Consider the following 23,024-nt stretch of genomic DNA (forward strand, 5'->3'; position numbering starts at 1 on the left):
TCCGATTCAGGCAGGGCCCGCGCAGACGGGCATTCTACCGTCATTGGCGGCCTGGTTCAGGCGCGTTCGACCATCGCAGCGTCATGCCAGGGACGGAAAGCCGGCCAGGCGTAGATGGCATCGACGTAGTTCTGCGCCTCGATCGGCAGGGTGACGCAGTAGCTGCGCAGGCGCGTGGCAATGGGCGCGTAGAAGGCATCGGCGATGCTGGCATGGCCGAACAGGAACGGACCGTCCTGGCCGAACTGCTGGCGGCACAGGGCCCAGAGTTCGACAACGCGGGCGATGTCCGCCGCCACAGCCTCGGGTATTTCGGCCAGCGGCTGGTTGCGCTGGATGTCCATGGGCATGTGCGAGCGCAACGCCATGAAGCCGCTGTGCATCTCGGCGCAGACCGTGCGCGCCAGGGCGCGGGCCGCTTCGCCACGGGGCCAGAGGTGGGCTTCGGGGAATCGTTCGGCGAGGTATTCGGCGATCGACAGGGAATCCCAGATCAGCCCGTGCTCGCACTTGAGCGCCGGCACCTTGCCGCTGGGCGAGTGCTCACGGATGCGCCGCGCGGTGTCCTGGCCGCCCAGGGGAATGAGGATTTCCTCGAACTCGGCGCCGGTGAGTTGCATGGCCAGCCAGCCGCGCAGGGACCAGGAGGAGAGATTCTTGCTGCCGATGATCAGGGTGAGGGACATGGACGCGATGCTCTTGAGGGTCAGTCAGGAGACCTTAGAGCGCGGCAGCCATGAAAACAAATTCCCGATTTTCATCCTTCCATGAAAATCGGGAATCCGAGTGAAGCGAAGCGCCGGCACGAGGCCGGCGGCGGATCAGGTGCGGTATTCCGCGTTGATCTTCACGTACTCGTGGGACAGGTCGGTGGTCCAGATGGTCTCGCTGCAGGTGCCGCGGCCGAGATCGATGCGGATGGTGATCTCTTCCTGGGCCATGACCTTGGCGCCCTGGTCCTCGGTGTAGCTGGCCGCGCGGCAGCCACGGCTGGCGATGGCCACGTCGTCCAGGAACACGTCGATCAGGCTCACGTCCAGGTCCGGCACGCCGGCACGGCCAACGGCAGCGAGGATGCGGCCCCAGTTCGGGTCGGAGGCGAACAGCGCGGTCTTGATCAGCGGCGAGTGAGAGACGGCGTAGCCGACATCCAGGCACTCCTGGTGAGTCGCGCCGCCGTTGACCTGCACGGTCACGAACTTGGTAGCGCCTTCGCCGTCACGGACGATGGCCTGGGCCAGCTCCATGGAGACCTCCAGCACGGCCTGCTTCAGCGCGGCGAACAGCGCGCCGCTGGCGGCGGTGATTTCCGGCAGTGCGGCCTGGCCGGTGGCGACCAGCATGCAGCAGTCGTTGGTGGAGGTGTCGCCATCGATGGTGATGCGGTTGAACGACTTGTTCGACGCATCGCGCAGCAGGTCCTGCAGCACGCCCTGGGCAACCTTGGCGTCAGTGGCAATGTAGCCGAGCATGGTGGCCATGTTCGGCTTGATCATGCCGGCACCCTTGCTGATGCCGGTGACGGTGATGGTTACGCCGTCGTGCTGGAACTGGCGACTGGCGCCCTTGGGCAGGGTGTCGGTGGTCATGATGCCGGCGGCAGCGTCGGCCCAGTTATCCACAGACAAGTTGGCCAGTGCGGCGGGCAATGCGGCTTCGATCTTCTCGACCGGCAGCGGCTCGCCGATCACACCGGTGGAGTACGGCAGCACGGCGTTTTCCGGCACGCCAGCAAGCTCGGCCAGCTTGGCGCAGGTGCGGGTGGCATTGGCCAGGCCCGACTCGCCGGTACCGGCGTTGGCGTTGCCGGTGTTGGTCAGCAGGTATCGCACCGGGCCCAGGAAGCGCTTGCGCGCCAGGATCACGGGGGCGGCGCAGAAGGCGTTGGTGGTGAACACACCGGCTACGGTGGAGCCTTCGGCGCAGCGCATCACCACGATGTCCTTGCGGCCGGGTCGCTTGATGCCGGCAGAGGCGATGCCGAGTTCGAAACCGGGGACCGGGTGCAGGGTGGACATGGGGCCGAGACCAACAGCCATGTGCTGTGCTCCTATCTAGTCAGTGAATCTAATCAGTGAAACAGATGAGAAAAACGCCGCGAGCGGCAGGGCCGGTCGCGGCGTCGGTATCAGGGGCGGGAGGCGTTATTCCACCTGACCGTGGCAGTGCTTGTACTTCTTGCCCGAACCGCAGGGGCACGGCTCGTTACGGCCGATCTTCGGTTCGTTGCGGATGGGTTCCATCGGCACCACGTTGTCAGCCGGCACCTCACCTTCCTCTTCCGGCTCGCCAGTGACCTGCTCCATGGACGGAGCGGCGGCGTGCTGGAACTGCATGCGCTTGGCCATTTCCTCGGCTTCGCGACGCAGGCGGGCTTCTTCTTCGGCCGGGTCTTCGCGGCGAACCTGGACGAAGGACAGCACGCGGATGGTGTCGCGCTTGATGGAGTTCAGCAGTTCCTGGAACAGGTTGAAGGACTCGCGCTTGTATTCCTGCTTCGGATTCTTCTGCGCATAGCCGCGCAGGTGAATGCCGTGACGCAGGTGATCCATGGTGGACAGGTGATCCTTCCACAGGTCGTCCAGCACGCGCAGCAGCATCTGCTTCTCGAAGGTGCGCAGGGCCTCGGCGCCCGCCATGTCTTCCTTCTCGTTGTAGGCCGCCACCAGCTCGGCGAGGATCTTCTCGCGCAGGGTTTCTTCGTAGAGCTTCTCGTCGTCGTCCAGCCATTGCTGGATCGGCAGCTTGAGGCCGAAGTCGCTGTACAGCGCCATTTCCAGGCCAGTGATGTCCCACTGCTCGGGCAGCGACTGCGGCGGGATGTGATCGCTGACAGTGTTGTTCAGGGTCTCTTCGCGGAACTCGGCGATGGTCTCGCCGATGTTGTCGGCTGCGAGCAGGGTGTTGCGCATGTGGTAGATCACCTTGCGCTGCTCGTTGGCGACGTCGTCGAACTCCAGCAGTTGTTTACGGATATCGAAGTTGCGGCCTTCGACCTTGCGCTGCGCCTTTTCGATGGCGTTGGTCACCATGCGGTGCTCGATCGCCTCGCCCGGCTGCATGCCCAGGGCCTTCATGAAGTTCTTCACCCGATCGGAGGCAAAGATACGCATCAGGTGGTCTTCCAGCGACAGGTAGAAACGGCTGGAGCCCGGGTCGCCCTGACGGCCGGCACGGCCACGCAGTTGGTTGTCGATACGACGGGATTCGTGGCGCTCGGAAGCGATCACGTGCAGGCCACCCGACTCGATGACTTGCTGGTGACGCTTCTGCCAGTCGGCCTTGATCTGCGCGACCTGCTCGTCGGTGGGGTTCTCCAGCGCGGCGACCTCCACTTCCCAGTTGCCGCCCAACAGGATGTCGGTACCACGACCGGCCATGTTGGTGGCGATGGTCACCGAGCCCGGACGACCGGCCTGGGCGATGATCTCGGCTTCCTTCTCGTGGTACTTGGCGTTCAGTACCTTGTGCTCGATGCCGGCGTTCTGCAGCAGCTGCGAGACGTATTCGGACGTCTCGACCGAGGCGGTGCCCACGAGGATCGGGCGGCCCAGCGCCTGGCACTGCTGCACGTCGGTGATGATGGCGGCGTACTTCTCGTCCTGGGTCAGGTACACCAAGTCGTTGAAGTCCTTACGGGCAACCGGGCGGTGGGTCGGGATCACCACCACGTCCAGGCCGTAGGTCTGGCGGAATTCGAAGGCCTCGGTGTCGGCGGTACCGGTCATGCCGGCCAGCTTGGTGTAGAGGCGGAAGTAGTTCTGGAAGGTGGTCGAGGCCAGGGTTTGGCTCTCGGCCTGGATCGGCAGGTTTTCCTTCGCCTCGATGGCCTGGTGCAGGCCCTCGGAGAGGCGGCGGCCCGGCATGGTACGGCCGGTGTGCTCGTCGATCAGCAGGACCTGGTCGCCCTGGACGATGTACTCCACGTTGCGGTGGAACAGGGTGTGGGCGCGCAGCGCGGCATAGACGTGGGTCAGCAGGCTGAGGTTGTGCGCCGAGTACAGGCTCTCGCCCTCGGCCAGCAGGCCGTTCTGGGTCAGCAGCTCCTCGACGTAGGCGTGGCCCTGCTCGTTGAGCTCCACCTGGCGGGTCTTCTCGTCGATGCTGTAGTGGCCCTGCTGGGTCACCTGACCTTCGACTTCCTCGACGTGGCGCTTCAGGCGCGGGATCAGCTTGTTGATCTTGATGTACAGCTCGGAGCTGTCTTCGGCCTGGCCGGAGATAATCAGCGGAGTCCGCGCCTCGTCGATGAGGATGGAGTCCACTTCGTCGACCACGGCGAAGTTCAGCTCGCGCTGGAACTTGTCGTCCAGGCTGAACGCCATGTTGTCGCGCAGGTAGTCGAAGCCGAATTCGTTGTTGGTGCCATAGGTAATGTCGGAAGCATAGGCAGCGCGCTTCTCTTCCGGCGGCTGGAACGGGCTGACGATGCCAACGGTGAGGCCGAGGAATTCGTACAGCGGACGCATCCAGTTGGCGTCGCGGCGGGCCAGGTAGTCGTTCACGGTGACCACGTGCACGCCTTTGCCGGCCAGGGCGTTGAGGTAGACGGCCAGGGTACCCACGAGGGTCTTGCCCTCACCGGTACGCATCTCGGCGATCTTGCCTTCGTGCAGGGTCATGCCGCCGATCAACTGGACGTCGAAGTGACGCATGCCCATCACGCGCTTGCCGGCCTCACGGGCGACGGCGAAGGCTTCGGGAAGAATCTGATCGAGGGTCTCGCCCTTGGCCAGGCGCGCCTTGAACTCCTCGGTTTTGGCCTTGAGTTGCTCATCGGAAAGCGGAACCATCTGGGGCTCGAGTGCATTGATGGCCTGAACCTGCTTGGCCATGCGCTTCACTTCGCGCTCGTTCTTGCTTCCAAAGAGTTTTTTCAACAAAGGCGCAAACATATCGACTGGGTCATCCGAACTGGAGAATTGGAGGGCTGCCCGACTGGCTGGCCGCGGCGCGGAACGGCAATGAAGCGGGCATTCTACCCGGAAACTTCCGGGAAAAAAGTGCCGAAGTCATCCTCCGAAGCTTCGCATTCTGCGAGCGCCGGGGCAATGCATGGGCGGACAACTTTGAATCCGAGTGAGTGATATGGTGACGCAGGCCGACAACTTCAAGGCCGGACAGTGGCATCTGGCCCTGAGCGCATCTGTTACCATCCCTCTTCATTCACTCCCGGTTGCTCTCCATGGCTTTCCGCCCCCTTCCTGCCAAGGCGATGACCAAGCTGCTGCGCGAAGCCAAACCGCTGCAGTCGCTGTTCGCCGAGGCCCAACGCCTCTCGCGCCTGCAGGAACTGCTCGACTCGCAACTGCAACCCGCTGCACGTCCTTACTGCCGCGTCGCCTCTTGGCGTGAAGGTAGCCTGCTGCTGGTGGTCACCGACGGCCACTGGGCCACGCGCCTGCGCTACCAGCAGAACCGCCTGCTGCGGCAACTGGCCGCGTTCGAGGAGTTCAGAGGGCTGGCGCGCATCCTGTTCAAGGTGCAGCCAACCACCCAGACACCGACGCGGGTGAACACCAACCGGATCACCGAGTCCGCCTCCGCCACCCTGCACGAAGCCGCCGAAGGCATCAGCAATCCGCAGCTCAAGGCTGCCTTGGAGCGCCTTGCCAGCCGCAGTCGCAAACCGCCGGAACCGAGCGGGGAATAAATTGCAGGCATAAAAAAAGGCCACCCGAGGGTGGCCTTTGAATTTTGTAGCTGAAAGGAGGAGGTTTCCTTATACGGCCGCAGCGGGTCGCATATAGGAGATCGGCGCGGTCTTGGCGTCCTCGAAGGTCACCACTTCCCAAGCGTCCTTGTCTGCGATGAGGGTACGCAGGAGACGGTTGTTCAGGGCGTGACCGGACTTGTAGCCGATAAACTCGCCGATAAGGCTGTTACCCAGCAGGTACAGGTCACCAATGGCGTCCAGGATCTTGTGCTTGACGAACTCGTCCTCGTAACGAAGACCGTCTTCGTTGAGCACTCGATACTCGTCGACCACGATGGCGTTCTCCACGCTGCCACCCAGAGCCAGGTTCTGGGAACGCAGCATCTCGATGTCGCGCATGAACCCGAAGGTACGGGCGCGGCTGACTTCCTTCACGAAGGAAGTGCTGGAGAAATCCACCACGGCTTTCTGGGTGCGACCACGGAAGACCGGATGATCGAAATCGATCTCGAAGCTCACCTTGAAGCCGTCGAACGGGACGAAGGTGGCGCGCTTGTCGCCCTCTTCCACCGTCACTTCGCGCTTGATGCGGATGAACTTCTTGGCCGCTTCCTGCTCTTGCAGGCCAGCGGACTGGATCAGGAATACGAAGGGACCTGCGCTGCCATCCATGATCGGCACTTCCGACGCCGACAGCTCGACATAGGCGTTGTCGATACCCAGGCCGGCCATGGCCGAGAGCAGGTGCTCCACGGTATCCACCTTGATGTCACCCTTGATCAGGGTGGTCGACATGGTGGTTTCACCGACGTTCGAGGCCCGGGCGGGAATTTCCACCACTGGGTCGAGATCGGTCCGGCAGAACACGATGCCAGTATCGACGGGAGCCGGCTTCAGGGTCAGGTAAACCTTCTCCCCGGAATGCAGGCCGACACCGGTCGCCCGGATGATGTTCTTCAAGGTGCGTTGTCTGATCATGGCTTTGGCCGCTTTCGCGCAAGTTGCGAACTGTTGTCAACAATGGGCGGCGATGATAGCAGAACCGCCCTTTGCTGAACACCAATCACATTGATACTCCTGATAAATCGACTCAATCGGCCTGGCGACGCAGGAAGGCCGGGATGTCCAGGTAGTCCAGATCGTCCTGCGGGTTCAGCTTGGCCGCGGTGGCAGCGCCGCCGTGGTTCTGATTGCGCATGACGGTCGGACGGTCCAGGTCACGGTAGTTCACCGACTGCTGCTCGCGCTGTACCGGAGCCTGGGTGCTGACGGCCTGGGTCTGAACGGTGTTGTCGACGACCTTGACCGGCTTCTCCAGGCGAGCGCCCAGACCGGTGGCGACCACGGTGACGTGCAGCTCGTCGCGCATGTCCGGATCGATCACGGTGCCCACTTTCACAGTGGCGTGCTCGGAAGCGAACTGCTCGATGATGTTACCCACGTCGGAGTATTCGCCCAGGGACAGATCCGGACCGGCGGTGATGTTCACCAGGATGCCGCGGGCGCCCTGCAGGTTGACATCTTCCAGCAGCGGGTTGCGGATCGCGGCTTCGGTCGCCTCGCGAGCGCGGTTCGGGCCGCTGGCGCAACCGGTACCCATCATGGCCATGCCCATTTCGCTCATGACGGTTTTCACGTCGGCGAAGTCGACGTTGATCATGCCCGGGCGCTTGATGATGTCGGAGATACCGCGAACGGCACCGGCCAGTACATCGTCAGCCTTGGCGAAGGCAGCCAGCAGGCTCGCGTCCTTGCCCAGGATGGTCAGCAGTTTTTCGTTCGGGATGGTGATCAGCGAGTCGACGCTTTCCGCCAGCGAGCGGATGCCCTCGTCGGCGATCTGCATGCGCTTGCGGCCCTCAAACGGGAACGGACGGGTGACCACGGCCACGGTGAGGATGCCCATTTCCTTGGCAACCTCGGCGATGATCGGCGCAGCACCGGTACCGGTACCGCCACCCATGCCGGTGGTGATGAAGACCATGTCGGCGCCTTCCAGAACCTCGGCGATACGCTCGCGGTCCTCGATGGCGGCCTGGCGGCCTACTTCAGGGTTGGCGCCAGCACCCAGGCCCTTGGTAACACCTGGGCCGAGCTGCAGCACGGTGCGCGCGGCGATGTTCTTCAGCGCCTGCGCATCGGTGTTGGCGCAAATGAATTCGACGCCATCAACGTTGTTCTTGGCCATGTGGTTTACGGCGTTGCCGCCGCCACCACCTACGCCGATCACTTTGATGACTGCTGTTTGCGGGACGTTATCTACCAGTTCAAACATTTCCCCTCTCCTTCCTTTCTAGTTGTGTTGCCTACGTTTACCGCGGTGGTAAATCAGAAATTGCCCTGGACCCAGCGTTTGAGCTTTTCCAGTACGGGTGTCTTGGGTTCGTCGCTGCTGAAGCTGCTGCCGGACATGGAGATACCGTCGGATTGCTTTTGCAGTCCGTACAGGAGCAGACCCACACCGGTGGAATAGATTGGATTGCGCACGACGTCGGCCAGTCCCTTGACGCTGTGAGGTACGCCCAGGCGTACCGGCATGTGGAAGATCTCCTCGGCCAGCTCGACAGCCCCTTCCATCTTGGCGGTGCCGCCGGTCATGACGATCCCGGCTGGAATCAGGTCCTCGTAACCGCTACGGCGCAGTTCGGCCTGAACCAGGGTGAACAGCTCGTCGTAACGAGGCTCGACCACTTCGGCAAGCGCCTGGCGCGACAGTTCCCGCGGCGGACGATCTCCGACGCTGGGCACCTTGATGGTTTCGCCGGGGCCGGCCAATTTGGCCAGTGCACAGGCGTATCGAATCTTGATTTCCTCAGCGTACTGAGTCGGGGTGCGCAACGCCATGGCGATGTCGTTGGTGACCTGATCGCCGGCGATCGGGATGACAGCCGTATGGCGGATGGCGCCCTCGGTGAAGATGGCGATGTCGGTGGTGCCGCCACCGATGTCCACCAGGCACACGCCCAGTTCCTTTTCATCCTCGGTGAGCACGGAGTAGGCCGAGGCCAGTTGCTCGAGGATGATGTCGTCCACTTCCAGGCCACAACGACGCACACACTTCTCGATGTTCTGCGCAGCGTTCACCGCACAGGTCACCACGTGCACCTTGGCTTCCAGGCGGACGCCGGACATGCCCAGCGGCTCGCGCACGCCTTCCTGGTTATCGATCACATAATCCTGGGCCAGGGTGTGCAACACACGCTGGTCAGCCGGGATCGCCACGGCCTGGGCCGCGTCCAGCACGCGCTCGATGTCGGCGCCGCTGACTTCGCGGTCGCGAATCGCCACGATGCCGTGGGAGTTCAGGCTACGGATATGGTTGCCGGCGATGCCGACGAAGGCCGAGTGGATACGGCAGCCAGCCATCTGCTGGGCTTCATCGATGGCGCGCTGGATCGATTGCACGGTGGACTCGATGTTCACCACCACGCCCTTCTTCAGGCCGCGGGACGGGTGCGTCCCAATGCCGACGATTTCCAGCTTGCCATCGGCCGCCACCTCGCCCACCAGCGCCACCACCTTGGAGGTGCCGATGTCCAGGCCGACGACCATTTTGCCGCTCTGCACGCTTGCCATGTCTATTGAAGTCTCCTCAACTCACTGCACGCCGGTGGTCTGGGCCACCGTCGTTTCCGGCACCGGATCGCGCCACGCCACGGCCAGGCCGTTGGGGTAACGCATGTCGATGCGGGCAATTTTCGTAATCTGTTCTTTCAGCGCCTTGTCGTAGATGGTCACGAACCGGCGAATCTGTTCTACCGCGTGATCGCGGCCCAGCATGATCTCCACGCCCTGTGCGGTGCCCAGGGTCCATGCGCCACGCGAACTCATGTCCAGGCTGGCGATGGTGAAGCCCAGTGGGCGGAGCATCTGGCTGAGAATCTGGTACTGCTGCATCACTTGCTGCTGAGCACGCTGCGGGCCGGACAGGCGCGGCAGGTGCTCGTAGTTGGCCACTTCGCGCGGGGCGAAGGCTTGACCCTGATTGTTCAGCAGGGCTTCGTCACCCCAGCGGGCGATGGGTAATTGCTCGTCGAGGCGGATAACCACCTGATCGGGCCATACGCGACGCACCTCGGCGTGAGCGATCCAGGGCATCTGCTCCAGCTCCTGGCGCATGCCGGCCAGGTCGATGGTGAAGAAGCTGGCCGAAACGTAAGGGCTGATCCGCTGCTGCACCGCCGCCTGGCTGATGTAGCTGAGATCACCTTCCACGCTGACCTTGGCGATCGGCCGGTCCGCGTAGGGGAGCACGTACTGCGCCCCGTAATAAGCACCGCCACCGAGCACGCCCAGCACCAGAGGCCACAACAGCACCTTCAGGAAGCCGAAGCTGGGCTTGGGCATGCGAGCGCTGAGCGGCTCCTTGGCCACCAGACGGCTGGCGCCGCGCGGCACCGGCTTGCGTGCAGGTGCACGGCCGATTCCGGGGTTCTGGTGACGAAGCTGCGCGCCGTTCATGACTTATCCCCTTGCCTCGACGCTGTCGGCAAGGATCGCCAGCACAAGCTGCTGGAAATCCAGGCCGGCCGCGCGCGCGGCCATGGGCACCAGGCTGTGGTCGGTCATGCCCGGTGCTGTGTTCACTTCCAACAGCCAGAAGCGCCCTTGGGCGTCCTGCATCACATCGGTCCGCCCCCAGCCCTGGATGCCAAGGGCATCGCAGGCGCGCGCGGTCAGGTCCTTGAGTTCCTCTTCCTTGTCGGCATCGAGGCCGCAGGGAATCTGGTACTGGGTATCGTTGGCCAGGTACTTGGCGTCGTAGTCGTAGAAGGTGTGCGGAGTACCCAGGCGAATGGGCGGCAGCACCTGGCCACGCAGAATGGCGACGGTGTATTCGGGGCCGCTGATCCATTGCTCGACCAACACCTGCGGGTCGTACTTCGCGGCGGCGGCCCAGGCGGCGATCAGTTCCTGCTCGCTGTTCACCTTGGCCATGCCGATGCTCGAACCTTCGCTGGCCGGCTTGACGATCAGCGGGAAGCCGAGCTTCGCTGCGGCGGCACGGCAATCGTCCTCGCTGGCAAGCACGGCGTGGTCAGGCGTCGGCAGGCCCAGGCTCAGCCACACACGCTTGGTGCGCAGCTTGTCCATGGCCAACGCGGAGGCCAGCACACCGCTACCGGTGTAGGGAATGCCGGCGATTTCCAGCAGACCCTGCATGGTGCCGTCCTCACCGCCACGACCATGGAGGATGATGAAGGCGCGGTCGATCTTTTCGCGGGTCAGACGCTCCAGCAGATCGTCGCCCACATCGATGCCGAAGGCGTCCACGCCCGCGCCCTGCAGAGCCTGCAGGACCATGGCGCCGGACTTCAGCGACACCTCGCGCTCGGCGCTCCTGCCGCCGTACAGCACGGCGACGCGACCGAATGCGCGGGGCTCGAGGGCGGATTTGAGGGCGTCACTCATTGTTTCTTCCCCTCGGCGCCAGCGGCGGCGGCGCCGAACATCGGATTCTTGATCAGTTGCGGAGCCAGCCCGCCGATATCGCCGGCACCCTGGCAGAGCAGGATGTCGCCCGGACGCAGCAGCGGCTTGAGCAGCGAAGCGAGGTCACCGCCGCGCTCCAGGTAGATCGGGTCGAGCTGGCCGCGTTGACGGATGCTGTGGCACAGGTGACGGCTATCGGCGCCAGGGATCGGCTCTTCGCCGGCCGGGTAGACCTCCATCAGCATCAGTACGTTGGCCTCGCCCAGCACCTGCACGAAGTCGTCGTACAGATCACGGGTACGGCTGTAGCGGTGTGGCTGGTAAACCATCACCAGACGGCGCTCCGGCCAGCCACCGCGCACGGCCTTGATCACCGCCGCGACTTCGCGCGGGTGGTGGCCGTAGTCGTCGACCAGCATCACGCTGCCGCCTTCCACCTGCAGGTCGCCATAGACCTGGAAGCGTCGGCCGACGCCCTGGAAGCCGGACAGGCCCTGGACGATGGCCTCGTCGGAGATGCCTTCGTCGGTGGCGATGACGATGGTCGCCAGGGAGTTCAGCACGTTGTGCAGGCCGGGCATGTTCACCGAGACGTCCAGCGGCTCGCGCTCGGGGCGCAGCACAGTGAAGAAGGTGCGCATGCCTTCCTGGCGGATGTTGATGGCGCGGACGTCGGCGTCCTCGCTCAGGCCGTAGGTCACGGTCGGACGCGCAACCTGCGGCAGGATCTCGCGCACGACCGGGTCGTCCACGCAGACCACGGCCAGACCGTAGAACGGCAGGTTATGCAGGAAGTCGACGAAGGTGCGCTTGAGCTTGTTGAAGTCGCCGCCGTAAGTACTCATGTGGTCGGCGTCGATGTTGGTGACGACCGAAACCATCGGCTGCAGGTGCAGGAAGCTGGCGTCGCTCTCGTCCGCCTCGGCCACCAGGTAGCGGCTGGTGCCCAGCTGCGCATTGGTGCCGGCGGCGTTCAGACGGCCGCCGATGACGAAGGTCGGGTCCAGGCCGCCAGCGGCGAATACCGAGGCGATCAGGCTGGTGGTGGTGGTCTTGCCATGGGTACCGGCAACGGCGATGCCATGGCGGTAGCGCATCAACTCGGCGAGCATCTCGGCACGCGGCACGACCGGCACGCGTCGATCCAGCGCGGCGGCAACTTCCGGGTTCGACTTGTTAACCGCGCTGGAAACCACCAGCACGTCGGCGCCGTCGGAGTTCTCCGCACGGTGGCCGATGAAGATTTCCGCGCCGAACTTCTCCAGGCGCTCGGTGACCGGCGAAGCCTTGAGGTCGGAGCCGGAGACTTCGTAGCCGAGGTTGAGCAGGACTTCCGCGATACCACACATGCCCACGCCGCCGATGCCGACAAAGTGGATGCGGCGGATGCGCCGCATGGTGCGAGTGACGCCGGTGGGTTCTTTAACCACGGGCCACCTCCAGGCAGGCATCGACTACCGTGCGGGTAGCCTCGGGCTTGGCCAGGCTGCGTGCGCGAGCGGCCATGCGGGTCAGGGAATCGGGGTGCATCAATACCTCGGACAGCTGCGCGGCCAAATCGGCGGCGCTGGTAGATTTCTGTGGCAGCAGGTGGGCCGCGCCCTCCCGCACCAGGAATTCGGCGTTCTTGGTCTGGTGGTCGTCGATCGCGTGGGGCAGCGGCACCAGGAAGGACGGCAGGCCGGCGGCGGTCAGCTCACTCACGGTCAGCGCGCCGGCGCGGCATATCACCAGATCAGCCCAGGCGTAGGCGGCAGCCATATCGGCGATGAACGGAGCTACGTCCGCTTCGACACCTGCGTTGCGGTAACGCTCCGCAGTAATTTCGTCATGCTGACGACCGGCCTGATGGCGAATGGCCGGGCGAATCTCCGCTGGAACCTGCGCCAGCGCTTCGGGCAGCAGTTTGTTCAGCGGCTCGGCGCCCAGGCTGCCGCCCAGCACCAGCAGGTTGACGCGACGGCCGGCCAGCGGTGCGCGGGCACCCTCTTCCAGGAACAGCTCGACACGCACTGGGTTGCCGGTAGTCAGGCGCTTGGCGCTGCTGTCGAAGGTATCCGGGAAAGCTTCGCAGACACGCTTGGCCAGCGGCGCAAGGCTGCGGTTGGCGGTGCCGGCGACGGCATTCTGTTCATGGATCACCAACGGTACGCCAGACAGCTTGGCAGCCAGGCCGCCAGGGCCGGTGACGTAACCGCCCAGGCCCAGCACGCAAACCGGCTTGAGCTGACGCACCACGCCAATGGCCTGGAACAGCGACTTGAGCAGATCGAACGGCGCACGCAGCAGCGACTTGATGCCTTTGCCACGCAAACCGCTGACGTTGATCAGGTGCAGCGGCAGGCCGGCCTTGGGTACCAGGTCGTTCTCGATGCCGCGCGGGGTGCCCAGCCAATGCACGCTGTAACCGCGCGCCTGGAACTCACGGGCGCAGGCCAGGGCCGGGAACACGTGTCCGCCGGTGCCGCCCGCCATGATCAGGACATTACCTTTCATCGGCAAAGTCCTCTTCGCTGAATTCATATTCCTCGCTGCCCATCACGGTGCGGCGTTCCCATTCGATGCGCAGGAGCATCCCCAGGCAGGCACAGCAGATCACCAGCGACGAACCGCCGTAGCTGAGGAACGGCAGGGTCAGGCCCTTGGTCGGCAGCAAGCCGACGTTCACGCCCACGTTGATGAGGAACTGACCGATCCACAGGAAGGCCAGGCCGTAGGCAACGTAGGCGGAGAAGTACTGTTTCGACTGCTCGGCCCAGATGCCGATGTAGAGCGCGCGCAGGCTGACGAAGACGAACAGGGCGACGGTCGCCATGGCGCCGACGATGCCCAGTTCCTCGGCGAGCACCGCGAACACGAAGTCGGTGTGCGCTTCGGGCAGGTAGAACTGCTTCTGGATGCTGTTGCCCAGGCCCATGCCGGTCCAGCCGCCACGACCGAAGGCGATCAACGCCTGACTGAGCTGGTAGCCCGCGCCGAACTGGTCGGCCCAGGGGTCGGTGAAGTTGGTCAGACGCGCCATCCGGTACGGCTGGGTCTGGATCAGCAGCACCACGGCGCCGACCGCCAGCGCGACCATCAGGCCGAAGCGGAACAGGCCCACGCCACCGAGGAACAGCATCGCGGCGGCCGCGCCCATCATCACCACTGTGGCGCCGAAGTCGGGCTCACGCAGCAGCAGGCCGGCCATCGGCAGCAGCACGACGAAGGGTTTGAAAAAGCCCAGCCAGCTCTCGCGCACTTCTTCCTGGCGGCGAACGAGGTAGCCGGCCATGAAGATCACCACGAAGACCTTGGCGATTTCCGAAGGCTGGATGTTGAACAGGCCGAAGCCGATCCAGCGCATGGAACCGTTCACCTCGCGTCCGATGCCGGGGGTGATCACCATCACCAGCAGCAGGAAGGCCACGGCCAGCAGCTTCCAGCCCCAGCGCTGCCAGGTTTCCATCGGCACCATCATGGTCACGCCACAGGCGACGAAGCCGATGGCGAGATAGATCAGGTGGCGGACCGAGAAGTACAGCGGATTGCCGGACTGCGCCGCGGCGACTTCGGAGGATGCCGAAGTGACCATCACCAGGCCGAGGCCGAGCAGCGCCAGACAACCCGCGAGCAGCGGGAAGTCGATGTCGATGCCATTACGGCTGATCAGCGGGGACGGGTATGGGCGCAGGAAGGAGAACATCAGGCGAGCTCCTCCACGGCCTTGGCGAACAGGCGTCCGCGTTCTTCGTAGTTCTTGAACATGTCCAGGCTCGCGCAGGCTGGCGACAGCAGCACCGCGTCACCCGGTAGAGCCAGGTCGGCAGCGTGCTCGACGGCTTCTTCGAGGGTATTCACGCGAACCTTGGGCACCGCGTTGCCGATTGCAGCACCCACCAACTCGGCGTCGCGCCCCAGCAGCACCACGGCACGGCAATGTTGCGCGACGGGGCCACGCAGGTCATGGAAGTCGGCACCCTTGCCATCGCCACCGGCGATCAGCACCAGCTTGCCGTCGATATCGGCACCCAGGCCTTCGATGGCAGCCAGGGCGGCGCCGACATTGGTGGCCTTGGAGTCGTCGTAGTAACTCACACCGTTACGCTCCCGCACCCACTGGCAGCGGTGAGCGAGACCGGCGAACTCGCGCAGGGTCTGCAGCATCGGCTCGAACGGAAGGCCGACGGCGTGACCCAGCGCCAGCGCCGCCAGGGCATTGGACTGGTTGTGCGCGCCACGGATTTTCAGCTCGCGGGCCGGCATCAGCGGATCGAACTGGAAGGCCAGCCACTTCTCGCCGTTCTCTTCGATCAGACCGAAGCCCTTGAAGTCCGGCTTGTTGGTGCCGAAGGTCCAGCACGGCACGGTGTCAGCGATCAGAGGGCGGCTCAGCGCATCGGCACGGTTCACCACGACCTGCTTGGCGCCACGGAAGATGCGGTGCTTGGCCAGGTGGTAATCGGCCATGCCGTCGTAGCGGTCCATGTGGTCTTCGCTGACGTTCAGACAGGTGGCGACTTCGGCGTTCAGGCGCTCGCAGGTTTCCAGCTGGAAACTGGACAGCTCGACCACGTACAGCTCGACGTCATCGGCCAGCAGGTCCAGCGCCGGAGTCCCGAGGTTGCCGCCGACGGCGACCCGCTTGCCGGCAGCCTTGGACATGTCGCCCACCAGGGTAGTGACGGTGCTCTTGGCGTTGGAACCGGTGATGGCGACGATCGGCGCCTTCGCGTGACGGGCGAACAGGTCGACGTCGCCGGACATGCGCACACCACGGGCAGCAGCTTCGATCAGCGCCGGAACGCGCAGCGACAGGCCGGGGCTCACATAGAGCTCCTGGGCGCGGCAGAGGAAATCGGCGTCGAGGTCGCCGCAGCGCACCTCGACCTGCGGGTACTGCTCGCGCAGGGTCGCCAGCTCCGGCGGATTCGCGCGCGTATCGGCCACGGCAAAAGGCACGCCCTGGCGCGCCAGGTAGCGCACCAGGGACATGCCGCTCTTGCCGAGGCCGACAACGATGCGGAATTGGTCGGAAGCGATCAGGCTCATGCTCGATCAGTCCTCAACGCAGTTTCAACGTAGCCAGGCCGATCAGCACGAGAATTACCGTGATGATCCAGAAGCGCACGATCACGCGCGGCTCAGGCCAGCCTTTAAGTTCGAAGTGGTGGTGGATCGGCGCCATGCGGAACACACGCTTGCCGGTCAGCTTGAAGGAGGCGACCTGGATCACCACCGACAGGGTTTCCATGACGAACACGCCGCCCATGATGAACAGCACGATTTCCTGGCGGACGATCACGGCGATGGTGCCCAGCGCGGCGCCGAGCGCCAGCGCGCCGACGTCACCCATGAAGACCTGCGCCGGATAGGTGTTGAACCAGAGGAAGCCCAGCCCCGCGCCGACGATGGCGCCGCAGAAGATGATCAGCTCGCCGGCACCCGGTACGCTCGGGATGAACAGGTATTCGGCGAATTTGATGTTGCCCGACAGGTAGCAGAATATCCCCAGCGCGCCGCCGACCATCACGGTAGGCATGATGGCGAGGCCATCGAGGCCGTCGGTCAGGTTCACCGCGTTGCTGGAGCCAACGATCACGAAGTAGGTCAGCACCACGAAGAAGATGCCCAGCGGGATCTCGACGTTCTTCAGCATCGGCACGATCAAAGTGGTTTCGACCGGCGTCTCGGCAGTCATATAAAGGAAGATCGCCGCGCCCAGGCCAAACACCGACTGCCAGAAATACTTCCAGCGGCTCGGCAGGCCGCGCGAGTTCTTCTCGATCACCTTGCGGTAGTCATCCACCCAACCGATGGCGCCGAACAGCAGGGTCACGGCGAGCACGACCCAGACGTAGCGGTTCGACCAGTCGGACCACAGCAGCGTGCTGATGGCGATAGCGGTGAGGATCAGCGCGCCACCCATGGTCGGCGTGCCTTTCTTGGACAGGTGCGATTGCGGGCCGTCGTTGCGCACGGCCTGGCCGATCTGGCGGATCTGCAGAGTGCGGATCATCCACGGGCCCAGCCAAAGCGACAGGACGAGCGCGGTCAGCACGCTCAGGATGCCGCGCAGGGTCAGGTACTGGAAGACGCCGAAGCCCTTATAGAACTGTTGCAGGTACTCGGCGAGCAGCAGCAGCATTTAGTGACTCTCCTCGGAGGAACCACAGAGCGCAGCGACGACTTTGTCCATCGCCGCGCTACGGGAACCCTTGATCAAAATGGTGGTTGTCGAAGTTTCTTCGGCCAGGGCATGGATCAGGCTGGCCTGATCGGCGAAGTGCCGGCCCGCGGAACCGAACGCCTGCACGGCGTGGCTCATCAACGGTCCGACTGCATACAGGGCGGTGACTTTGCCAATGGCGTAGGTTCCCACTTCGCGGTGGGAGGACTCTGCCCAGGCACCCAGCTCGCCCATGTCCCCGAGGACCAGGACGGTCCGGCCGGAAAAGCCGGCGAGTATATCAATCGCCGCGCAGATTGAAGCCGGGTTGGCGTTGTAGCTGTCATCGATCACACGCATCCCGTTCGTCGCCAGCTGCGCTGCGGCGCGCCCCTTGACCGGCTGCAGGTTCTGCAGGCCGGAAACGATCCCGACCAGCGGCACACCCAGAGCGTGAGCGGCGGCGGCGGCGGCCAGTGCGTTCGTCACGTTGTGCTCGCCCAGCAGATTCAACTGAACGGAGGCCACTCCGGCCGGGCCTTGCAGGGTGAAGCCGGGGCAGCCACGGGCGTCACGTTTCACATCGCTGGCGCGGAAGTCGGCGCGGGCATCGTGCAGACCGAAGCTCGATACACGGCGACCTGCGGCGCGGGCCTGCCAGGTGTCGAATGCCTTGTCATCGCGATTGAGGATGGCGACGCCGTCGGCGGGCAGCCCCTCGAGAATCTCACCCTTGGCCAGGACGATCTTGTCCTGGCCGCCGAACTCGCCCACATGGGCGGTGCCGGCGTTGGTGATGATGGCGACCTGAGGATGAGTCAGCGCGACGGTGTAGGCGATCTCGCCGACACGGTTGGCGCCCAGCTCGATGACCGCACTCTTGTGCTCCGGCGCCAGTTGCAGCAGGGTCAGCGGCGCGCCGAGGTCGTTGTTCAGGTTGCCGCGAGTCGCCAGGACTTCGCCCTGAGTACGCAGGATACTGGCGAGCATCTCCTTCACGGTCGTCTTGCCACTGGAACCGGTCACGGCGGCCACGCGGCCGGTGAAGGCGGCGCGGTTCAGCGCACCGAGCTGGCCCAGCGCGATTCGAGTGTCTTCCACAATCAGTTGCGGCAACGGTGCGCCGTCGACCTCGCGCTCGACCAGGGCGGCAACCGCACCCTTGGCAGCAACGTCGGCTAGGTAATCATGGCCATCGAAACGCGGGCCGGTCAGGGCGATGAACAGTTGGCCGGGTACGATGGCGCGGCTGTCGGTGCTCACGGCGTCGAAGCTGGCGTCGGCGCCGACCACACGGCCTTGCAGCACAGCAGCGACTTCGTTGAGCGACAGGGGCTTAAGCACGCTTCACCTCCCAGGCAGCCAGCGCCTTGGCGGCTTGTTCCAGATCGGAGAACGGGTGGCGAACACCGTCGATCTCCTGGTAATCCTCATGCCCCTTGCCGGCCAGCAGCACAACGTCATCGACGCCGGCAGCGGCAATCAGGCGGGCGATGGCTTCGCCGCGACCGGGCACGAACTCGACCGCCTCGGGCTTGGCGAAGCCAGCACGGATGTCGGCGATGATCGCCTCGCTCTTCTCAGTGCGCGGATTGTCGTCGGTGACCAGAACGCGGTCGGCATGCTGCTCGGCGATCTGCGCCATGATCGGACGCTTGCCGCTGTCACGGTCGCCGCCGCAACCGAACAGGCAGAGCAGTTGGCCATGTACGTGCGGGCGTAGGGCCAGCAGAACTTTTTCCAGCGCATCCGGGGTGTGGGCGTAGTCCACGACTACCAGTGGCTTGTCGCCGCCGCCCAGACGCTGCATGCGGCCGATGGGGCCTTCCAGTTGCGGCAGCACCTTGAGCACGTCGCCCAGCGGGTAGTCCAGGCCCAGCAGCGCACCAACCACGGCCAGCAGGTTGCTCAGGTTGAACTTGCCCAGCAGCGAGCTGCGCAGCAGACCTTCGCCCTGCGGAGTGACGATCTGCGCTTGCACGCCGGCATCGCTGAAGGTGGCTTCGCGGCAATAGATGTAGGCCGATGGGTCGTTGAGGCTGTAACCCATCAGACGGGATTCGTGGGACTCAGCGGCCAGTTGGCGACCGAAGTCGTCGTCCAGGTTGATCACCCGGCAACGCAGGCCCTGCCAGGCGAACAGCTTCGCCTTGGCGGCGCCGTAGGCTTCCATCGAGCCGTGGTAGTCCAGATGGTCGCGGGACAGGTTGGTGAACACCGCCACGTCGAAGCCCAGCGCCGCGACGCGGCCCTGCTCCAGACCGTGAGAGGACACTTCCATGGCCACGGCCTTGGCGCCAGCCTGCTTCAGGCGCGCCAGGGTCGCCTGCACGGCGAGCGGATCGGGCGTGGTGTGGCGGCCGCTTTCCAGCGCGCCATAGAAACCGGTGCCGAGGGTGCCAACGATACCGCAGCGCTCGCCAAGCAGATCCAGCGCCTGGGCCACCAGTTGGCTGACGCTGGTCTTACCGTTGGTGCCAGTCACACCCACCAGCTCGACGCCACGGCTCGGCTCGCCATAGAAGCGGCCGGCGATGGCGGACAACTGCTTGGCGAGGCCCTTGATGGCGATCATCGGCACATCGCTGGGCGGCAGATCGACAGCACCTTCGGCCTCATAGGCGACAGCGGCCGCACCTTGGCTGAGTGCGGCGGCAATATGTCCGCGGCCATCCTGACGCCCACCCGGAACGGCCAGGAACAGGTCACCCGGCTTGACGGTACGGCTGTCCAGGGTCAGTTCACGAATCAGTTCGCCGCTTTCCGCCTGGGGCAGCAGCTGGTTCAGGCTCATCGGCATCAGCCACGCCCTCCTTTGGCAGCGGGCGCAGCATCGGCTTGTTGCTGCGGAGTCGCCGCCGGCAGGTTGTCCGGCGGCACGTTCATCAGGCGCAGAGTGCCGGACATCACCTTGCTGAACACCGGCGCGGAGACCAGGCCGCCGAAGTAGCCGGCCTTGCTGGGTTCATCGATGACCACCACAGCGACATAGCGCGGGTTGTTCATCGGCGCGAAGCCGGCGAACAGCGAGCGGTAGGAGTTTTCGGCATAACCCTTGGTACCGGTCGCGGTCTTGCGCGCAGTACCGGACTTGCCAGCCACGTGATAACCCGGCACTTGAGCGCGGTACACGCCATTCGGCGCTTCGATCACTTGCTGCAGCATGCCCTGCATGGTCTTGGCGACCGGCTCGGGAATGACCTGGGTAGCGTCTGGCTGACGGTCGGCGCGGACCATGGTCAATGGCACGCTGCGGCCATTGTTGGCCAGCGCTGCGTAGGCATGCGCAAGCTGAATGGCGGTAACGGACAGGCCGTAGCCGTAGGACAGCGTGGCGGTCTCGGCCTTGCGCCATTCCCGGTAGTTCGGCAGGTTGCCGACGCGCTCGCCGGGGAAGCCCAGGCCAGTATCCTGGCCGAGGCCGACCTTCTGCATCACGCTGTAGATAGCTTCGCCGCCGATATCGAAGGCGACCTTGCTCATGCCGACGTTACTGGAGCGGATCAGGATGCCGGTCAGGTCCAGCACCGGACCTTCGGTGCGGGACACATCGCGAATGGTGTAGCGACCAATCTGCAGGGTGCCGGGGTAAACCTCGACCTTGTCGGAAGGCTTCCAGCGGCCGGTCTCCAGCGCCGCGCTCATGGAGAACGGCTTCATGGTCGAACCCGGCTCGAACACGTCGATCATCGCGCGGTTGCGCATCATCGCCGGCTGCAGGTTGCGACGGTTGTTCGGGTTGTAGGTCGGCTGGTTGGCCATGGCCAGCACTTCACCAGTCTTCACATCGAGGATCACCAGGCTGCCGGCCTTGGCGCCGTTCTCCACCAGCGCGTTGCGCAGCTCGCGGTTGGCGAGGTACTGCAGGCGCAGGTCGATGGACAGGGCGAGAGTCTTGCCAGCCTTGGCGTTGCGGGTGACCTGCACGTCGCGGATCAGATGGCCGCGGCGATCCTTGAGCACCTGGCGCTTGCCCGGCACGCCGGCCAGCCAGCTGTCAAAGGCGAGCTCCACGCCTTCGCGGCCACGGTCGTCGACGTCAGTGAAGCCCACTACCTGCGCAGCGACTTCGCCGGACGGGTAGAAGCGGCGGAATTCTTCAACCGAATAGACACCGGGGATGCGATGGGTCTTCACCTGGGCCATCACGGCCTCGCCCTGTTCCGGGGTCAAACCACGGACCAGATAGATGAACTCCTTGTCGGCGTTCGCATCCAGGCGCTCGGTCAGTGCAGCCTTCGGCTGGCCCAGGGCGTCGGCAAGGAAGCCCCACTTCTCGCGCTCCAGCACCAGCTCCTTGGGGTTGGCCCAGAGCGTGGCGACCGGCGTACTGACAGCCAGCGGCTCGCCATTGCGATCGGTGATCAGGCCACGGTGCGCAGGGATGGAGATGTGACGCACGCTACGCGCATCGCCCTGTCCTTTGAGGAAGTCGTGGTCGATGACGTGCAGGTCGACGATCCGCCAGGCGATCGCCGCCACCATCGCCAGCAGCAGGGCGATGACGACGCGGAAGCGCCAGGGGTAGCGAGCGCCGGCCAGGTCTTTCATGGCGCCACCATGATGATTTCGGTCGGATCGGGCACGCGCATTTTCAACTGGTCGGTCGCCAGACCTTCGATGCGACTATGGGCGGTCCAGGTGCTCTGCTCGAGGATCAGGCGGCCGTACTCGGCCTGTGCCTTGTCGCGCACGTTGAGCTCGGTGTACAGCGAGTTGAGCAACTGGCGGTTCCAGTACGCGCTGTAGGAAACGGAGATAGCCGACAGCAGCACGCCGATGAACAACAGCAGCATGAAGAAGCTGCCGGTCGGCAGGCGCTTAGCGAAGAGGCGGCTCATCTGAGCTTCTCCGCGATGCGCATGATCGCGCTGCGCGAACGCGGGTTTGCCTGGAGCTCCGCCTCGGAGGCGTAGACCGGCTTGCCGATCAGCTTCAGGCGCGGCTCAAAAGGCGTGACGCGAATCGGCAGGTTGCGCGGCAGGTTGTCCGCCTCGCCCTTAACCTGCTTGCGCATGAATTGCTTGACGATGCGATCTTCCAGCGAGTGGAAGCTGATCACCACCAGACGGCCACCCACGGCCAGGCCTTCCATCGCCGCTTCAAGGCCACGCTCCAGATCGCCCAGCTCGTTGTTGATGAAGATTCGCAGCCCCTGGAAGGCTCGGGTCGCCGGATTCTTGCCCTTCTCCCAGGCCGGGTTGGCCTCGGTGATCACGGCCGCCAGGTCGGCGGTACGCTCGAATGGTTTTTCCGCGCGGCGCTGCACGATGGCGCGAGCCATGCGCTTGGCGAAGCGCTCTTCGCCGTAATCCTTGAACACACGGGCAATCTCGTCTTCCGCGGCAGTGGCAATCCACTGCGCAGCGCTGACGCCCTGATCCGGGTTCATGCGCATGTCAAGCGGGCCATCATTGAGGAAGCTGAAGCCGCGCTCAGGATCATCCAGCTGCGGCGAGGACACGCCCAGGTCCAGCAGAACGCCGTTCACGCCACCTTGCAGGCCGCGCGCGGAGAACTCTTCCGCCATCTCGGCGAAGGACCTTTGCACAATGACGAAGCGGCCGTCTTCGGCCGCCAGTGCTTTCCCCGTCGCGATGGCTTGCGGGTCCTTGTCGAACCCGAGCAGTTGGCCGCCCGGGCCGAGCTTGCCGAGCAAGGCCCGGCTGTGCCCTCCCCTGCCGAAGGTTCCGTCCACATAGCGGCCGTCCTCCAGGGGGGCCAGTGCTTCGACGGCCTCCTCGAGTAGAACGGTGATGTGTTGGAAGGTACTGGTCACAGGCAGGC

At 64.5% G+C, this 23,024-nt stretch carries 19 protein-coding genes; 1 reads left to right on the forward strand and 18 read right to left on the reverse strand.

Annotated elements, in window-relative coordinates:
- Positions 1 to 56 precede the first annotated feature (56 nt).
- From AC2T4A_RS28735 to secA, 3 genes are all read right to left on the reverse strand, one after another.
- The gene (locus tag AC2T4A_RS28735; protein ID WP_478377270.1) at positions 57 to 686 is read right to left on the reverse strand and encodes a glutathione S-transferase family protein; all 630 of its coding nucleotides are present in this window, start codon (positions 684 to 686) and stop codon (positions 57 to 59) included.
- 135 nt (positions 687 to 821) lie between these two features.
- Positions 822 to 2,039: a bifunctional glutamate N-acetyltransferase/amino-acid acetyltransferase ArgJ gene (gene argJ / locus AC2T4A_RS28740; RefSeq protein WP_416744884.1), complete on the reverse strand. Its 1,218-nt coding sequence runs from the start codon at positions 2,037 to 2,039 to the stop codon at positions 822 to 824.
- Between the two features lie 105 nt (positions 2,040 to 2,144).
- A complete protein-coding gene (secA, locus tag AC2T4A_RS28745; RefSeq protein WP_478377272.1) occupies positions 2,145 to 4,895 on the reverse strand; it encodes a preprotein translocase subunit SecA in 2,751 nt (916 codons plus the stop codon).
- Positions 4,896 to 5,185: 290 nt separating this feature from the next.
- On the opposite strand from secA, the gene AC2T4A_RS28750 reads away from it, so the two are divergent.
- Positions 5,186 to 5,653 (forward strand): DUF721 domain-containing protein, encoded by a 468-nt coding sequence (locus tag AC2T4A_RS28750; protein ID WP_478377273.1) that lies wholly within the window; start codon positions 5,186 to 5,188, stop codon positions 5,651 to 5,653.
- 69 nt (positions 5,654 to 5,722) lie between these two features.
- On the opposite strand, the gene lpxC is transcribed toward AC2T4A_RS28750, so the two are convergent.
- From lpxC to rsmH, 15 genes are all read right to left on the reverse strand, one after another.
- Positions 5,723 to 6,634 carry a UDP-3-O-acyl-N-acetylglucosamine deacetylase gene (gene lpxC, locus AC2T4A_RS28755; RefSeq protein ID WP_184589107.1) on the reverse strand — a complete coding sequence of 304 codons (912 nt, stop codon included), beginning with the start codon at positions 6,632 to 6,634 and terminating at the stop codon, positions 5,723 to 5,725.
- 112 nt (positions 6,635 to 6,746) lie between these two features.
- Entirely contained in the window at positions 6,747 to 7,931 is a 1,185-nt protein-coding gene (ftsZ, locus tag AC2T4A_RS28760; protein ID WP_017518095.1) for a cell division protein FtsZ, read from the reverse strand.
- A 53-nt stretch (positions 7,932 to 7,984) separates the two neighbouring features.
- Positions 7,985 to 9,232, reverse strand: a complete 1,248-nt coding sequence (ftsA, locus tag AC2T4A_RS28765) for a cell division protein FtsA (protein ID WP_024764065.1) — start codon at positions 9,230 to 9,232, stop codon at positions 7,985 to 7,987.
- Positions 9,233 to 9,253: 21 nt separating this feature from the next.
- On the reverse strand, positions 9,254 to 10,117 hold the full coding sequence (locus AC2T4A_RS28770; protein WP_416744881.1) for a cell division protein FtsQ/DivIB: 864 nt from the start codon (positions 10,115 to 10,117) through the stop codon (positions 9,254 to 9,256).
- A gap of 3 nt (positions 10,118 to 10,120) precedes the next feature.
- Positions 10,121 to 11,068, reverse strand: coding sequence for a D-alanine--D-alanine ligase (locus AC2T4A_RS28775; protein ID WP_478377274.1), 948 nt, complete (start codon positions 11,066 to 11,068; stop codon positions 10,121 to 10,123).
- On the reverse strand, positions 11,065 to 12,519 hold the full coding sequence (gene murC, locus AC2T4A_RS28780) for a UDP-N-acetylmuramate--L-alanine ligase (RefSeq protein ID WP_478377275.1): 1,455 nt from the start codon (positions 12,517 to 12,519) through the stop codon (positions 11,065 to 11,067). Before murC ends, AC2T4A_RS28775 begins: the two co-directional genes overlap by 4 nt.
- Positions 12,512 to 13,585: an undecaprenyldiphospho-muramoylpentapeptide beta-N-acetylglucosaminyltransferase gene (murG, locus tag AC2T4A_RS28785; RefSeq protein ID WP_486742383.1), complete on the reverse strand. Its 1,074-nt coding sequence runs from the start codon at positions 13,583 to 13,585 to the stop codon at positions 12,512 to 12,514. Before murG ends, murC begins: the two co-directional genes overlap by 8 nt.
- A complete protein-coding gene (gene ftsW, locus AC2T4A_RS28790; protein ID WP_416744877.1) occupies positions 13,575 to 14,774 on the reverse strand; it encodes a putative lipid II flippase FtsW in 1,200 nt (399 codons plus the stop codon). Before ftsW ends, murG begins: the two co-directional genes overlap by 11 nt.
- Positions 14,774 to 16,120: a UDP-N-acetylmuramoyl-L-alanine--D-glutamate ligase gene (murD, locus tag AC2T4A_RS28795; RefSeq protein ID WP_486742384.1), complete on the reverse strand. Its 1,347-nt coding sequence runs from the start codon at positions 16,118 to 16,120 to the stop codon at positions 14,774 to 14,776. Before murD ends, ftsW begins: the two co-directional genes overlap by 1 nt.
- Positions 16,121 to 16,133: 13 nt before the next feature.
- Entirely contained in the window at positions 16,134 to 17,216 is a 1,083-nt protein-coding gene (gene mraY / locus AC2T4A_RS28800) for a phospho-N-acetylmuramoyl-pentapeptide-transferase (protein WP_416744875.1), read from the reverse strand.
- A complete protein-coding gene (locus AC2T4A_RS28805) occupies positions 17,217 to 18,581 on the reverse strand; it encodes a UDP-N-acetylmuramoyl-tripeptide--D-alanyl-D-alanine ligase (RefSeq protein ID WP_486742385.1) in 1,365 nt (454 codons plus the stop codon).
- Entirely contained in the window at positions 18,574 to 20,037 is a 1,464-nt protein-coding gene (locus AC2T4A_RS28810) for a UDP-N-acetylmuramoyl-L-alanyl-D-glutamate--2,6-diaminopimelate ligase (protein WP_416744873.1), read from the reverse strand. Before AC2T4A_RS28810 ends, AC2T4A_RS28805 begins: the two co-directional genes overlap by 8 nt.
- Positions 20,037 to 21,788, reverse strand: a complete 1,752-nt coding sequence (locus AC2T4A_RS28815; RefSeq protein WP_416744872.1) for a peptidoglycan D,D-transpeptidase FtsI family protein — start codon at positions 21,786 to 21,788, stop codon at positions 20,037 to 20,039. The genes AC2T4A_RS28810 and AC2T4A_RS28815 overlap by 1 nt, the downstream gene beginning before the upstream one ends.
- Positions 21,785 to 22,078, reverse strand: a complete 294-nt coding sequence (gene ftsL / locus AC2T4A_RS28820) for a cell division protein FtsL (RefSeq protein WP_416744871.1) — start codon at positions 22,076 to 22,078, stop codon at positions 21,785 to 21,787. Before ftsL ends, AC2T4A_RS28815 begins: the two co-directional genes overlap by 4 nt.
- Complete coding sequence (gene rsmH, locus AC2T4A_RS28825; RefSeq protein WP_486742386.1) at positions 22,075 to 23,016, reverse strand: 16S rRNA (cytosine(1402)-N(4))-methyltransferase RsmH; 942 nt, start codon at positions 23,014 to 23,016, stop codon at positions 22,075 to 22,077. The genes ftsL and rsmH overlap by 4 nt, the downstream gene beginning before the upstream one ends.
- Positions 23,017 to 23,024 lie beyond the last annotated feature (8 nt).

The organism is Pseudomonas sp. PVC-3-1, assembly GCF_057444315.1.

What these genes read in the sequence shown, in the direction of transcription:
- AC2T4A_RS28735 (WP_478377270.1), bottom strand. Translation starts at nt 686, where the DNA reads ATGTCCCTCACCCTGATCATCGGCAGCAAGAATCTCTCCTCCTGGTCC.
- argJ (WP_416744884.1), bottom strand. Translation starts at nt 2,039, where the DNA reads ATGGCTGTTGGTCTCGGCCCCATGTCCACCCTGCACCCGGTCCCCGGT.
- secA (WP_478377272.1), bottom strand. Translation starts at nt 4,895, where the DNA reads ATGTTTGCGCCTTTGTTGAAAAAACTCTTTGGAAGCAAGAACGAGCGC.
- AC2T4A_RS28750 (WP_478377273.1), top strand. Translation starts at nt 5,186, where the DNA reads ATGGCTTTCCGCCCCCTTCCTGCCAAGGCGATGACCAAGCTGCTGCGC.
- lpxC (WP_184589107.1), bottom strand. Translation starts at nt 6,634, where the DNA reads ATGATCAGACAACGCACCTTGAAGAACATCATCCGGGCGACCGGTGTC.
- ftsZ (WP_017518095.1), bottom strand. Translation starts at nt 7,931, where the DNA reads ATGTTTGAACTGGTAGATAACGTCCCGCAAACAGCAGTCATCAAAGTG.
- ftsA (WP_024764065.1), bottom strand. Translation starts at nt 9,232, where the DNA reads ATGGCAAGCGTGCAGAGCGGCAAAATGGTCGTCGGCCTGGACATCGGC.
- AC2T4A_RS28770 (WP_416744881.1), bottom strand. Translation starts at nt 10,117, where the DNA reads ATGAACGGCGCGCAGCTTCGTCACCAGAACCCCGGAATCGGCCGTGCA.
- AC2T4A_RS28775 (WP_478377274.1), bottom strand. Translation starts at nt 11,068, where the DNA reads ATGAGTGACGCCCTCAAATCCGCCCTCGAGCCCCGCGCATTCGGTCGC.
- murG (WP_486742383.1), bottom strand. Translation starts at nt 13,585, where the DNA reads ATGAAAGGTAATGTCCTGATCATGGCGGGCGGCACCGGCGGACACGTG.
- ftsW (WP_416744877.1), bottom strand. Translation starts at nt 14,774, where the DNA reads ATGTTCTCCTTCCTGCGCCCATACCCGTCCCCGCTGATCAGCCGTAAT.
- murD (WP_486742384.1), bottom strand. Translation starts at nt 16,120, where the DNA reads ATGAGCCTGATCGCTTCCGACCAATTCCGCATCGTTGTCGGCCTCGGC.
- mraY (WP_416744875.1), bottom strand. Translation starts at nt 17,216, where the DNA reads ATGCTGCTGCTGCTCGCCGAGTACCTGCAACAGTTCTATAAGGGCTTC.
- AC2T4A_RS28810 (WP_416744873.1), bottom strand. Translation starts at nt 20,037, where the DNA reads ATGCCGATGAGCCTGAACCAGCTGCTGCCCCAGGCGGAAAGCGGCGAA.
- AC2T4A_RS28815 (WP_416744872.1), bottom strand. Translation starts at nt 21,788, where the DNA reads ATGAAAGACCTGGCCGGCGCTCGCTACCCCTGGCGCTTCCGCGTCGTC.
- ftsL (WP_416744871.1), bottom strand. Translation starts at nt 22,078, where the DNA reads ATGAGCCGCCTCTTCGCTAAGCGCCTGCCGACCGGCAGCTTCTTCATG.